The organism is Actinoplanes flavus (genome assembly GCF_017592555.1).
Lineage (GTDB): Bacteria > Actinomycetota > Actinomycetes > Mycobacteriales > Micromonosporaceae > Actinoplanes > Actinoplanes flavus.
This window is the reverse complement of sequence record NZ_JAGFNS010000074.1, coordinates 1-1,696: the sequence shown is the minus strand read 5'-3', so window position 1 is coordinate 1,696 and position 1,696 is coordinate 1. Positions and strand designations below refer to the sequence as shown.

Annotated in this window: 2 protein-coding genes; one reads left to right on the top strand and one right to left on the bottom strand. The window is 66.7% G+C overall.

Going from position 1 to position 1,696, the window contains the following annotated elements:
- Positions 1-30: 30 nt before the first annotated feature.
- Positions 31-462 carry an IS200/IS605 family transposase gene (gene tnpA, locus J5X75_RS43705; protein ID WP_208473632.1) on the bottom strand — a complete coding sequence of 144 codons (432 nt, stop codon included), beginning with the start codon at positions 460-462 and terminating at the stop codon, positions 31-33.
- A 23-nt stretch (positions 463-485) separates the two neighbouring features.
- On the opposite strand from tnpA, the gene J5X75_RS43700 reads away from it, so the two are divergent.
- Positions 486-1,637 carry an RNA-guided endonuclease InsQ/TnpB family protein gene (locus J5X75_RS43700; RefSeq protein WP_208473631.1) on the top strand — a complete coding sequence of 384 codons (1,152 nt, stop codon included), beginning with the start codon at positions 486-488 and terminating at the stop codon, positions 1,635-1,637.
- Positions 1,638-1,696: the final 59 nt, after the last annotated feature.

Sequence of the window (1,696 nt, the reverse complement as noted above, 5' to 3'; positions counted from 1 at the left end):
CCCGGCCGTTCACGGCCGGGAGGAACGCCGTCACCCACCTGGACGTTTCTGGTTTTCGATGTATTCGCGGACGACCGCGAGTGGTGCGCCGCCGCACGATCCGGCGAAGTATGACGGCGACCAGAGGTGGCCACCCCATAGGTACCGGCGCAGGTGCGCGCCGTGCTCCTGCCGGAGCCTGCGTGCCGAGACGCCCTTGAGGCTGTTGACCAGCCGGGACAGCGCGACCGACGGCGGGTAGTGCACTAGCAGGTGGACGTGGTCGTCTTCGCCGTTGAACTCACGCAGCTCCGCGCCGAAGTCGGCGCAGACGTCCCGCATGATCTCTTCGCAGCGGGTGAGGATCGTGTCGGTGAGCGCGTCGCGCCGGTACTTGGTGGTGAAGACCAAGTGCGCGTGCAGGTGGTAGACGACACTTCTTCCACGCCGCACGTCGGGGTCGGGCGTCCATCTGGGTGACATAGACCAACGCTACAATGATCAACGTGAAGCTGGTCGTGCAGGTGAAGCTCCTGCCGACGCCGGAACAGGTGTCGGCTCTGGAGTCCACGCTGCGCGCCTGCAACGCTGCCGCCTCCGAGGTCGCCGAGGTAGCCCGCAACATCGACTGCTACCGCAACTACGACCTTCGTCGGCACACCTACGACGGCATCAAGGCCGATCACGGGCTCGGCGCGCAAGCCGCCCAGCACGTGATCAAGAAGGTCTGCGACGCCTACCGGACCCTCAAGACGAACCTGCGTAACGGCCGGTGCGGCAAGCCCGGCAGCAAACGCCGCCGCAAGGTCGAGACCAACCCGATCGCCTTCCGCTGGGACGCCGCCCAGCCGTATGACGCCCGGATGCTGTCGTGGCAGCACGACGCCCGCACCGTGTCGATCTGGACCACCGCAGGCCGGGTCAAGAACGTGGCGTTCACCGGCTCCCCCGACCAGCTCAAGGCCGTAGCCACGCTGCCGGTCGGCGAGTCCGACCTCGTGCACCGCGACGGCATGTGGTTGCTGTACGCCACCGTTGAGGTCGCCGAACCCGAGCTGATCGACCCGGCCGGGTTCCTCGGCGTCGACATGGGCATCGCCAACATCGCCTACGACTCCGACGGCAACCGGTACGCCGGAACCAAACTCAACGGCTACCGCCGCCGCCAGGCCCGGCTGCGGCAACGCTTGCAGGCCAAAGCCACCCAGTCCGCGAAACGGCTGCTGGCCCGGCGCAGCAAGAAAGAAGCACGGCACGCCGCGAACGTCAACCACATCATCGCCAAGACCATCGTGACCGAGGCTGCACGCACCGGACGTGGGATCGCCGTCGAAGAACTGACGGGTATCCGCGACCGGGTCCGGCTGAGAAAGCCCCAACGGGTCACACTCTCCTCGTGGTCGTTCCACCAGCTCGGCGAGTACCTGAAATACAAGGCCCGCCGGGTTGGTGTACCGGTGGTCGAAGTCGACCCCCGGTACACCTCCCAGACCTGTAACCGGTGCGGTCACCGCGACAAGCGGAACCGGCCTGACCAGGAAACCTTCACCTGTCGATCGTGCGGGGTCGTTGCCCACGCCGATCACAATGCGGCCCTCAACATCGCCTCGCGCGGCGTCGAGGGCTGGGCGGCAGTCAATCCGCCATACGTGGCCTGACCTCGCAGCCAGCGGGGAAGAGATCCGCAAGCCCGCCCATTCATGGGCGGGTAGTTGAC

Bases quoted from the DNA above. Each gene is read 5' to 3' on its own strand.
- tnpA (WP_208473632.1), bottom strand. From the start codon at position 462: ATGTCACCCAGATGGACGCCCGACCCCGACGTGCGGCGTGGAAGAAGT.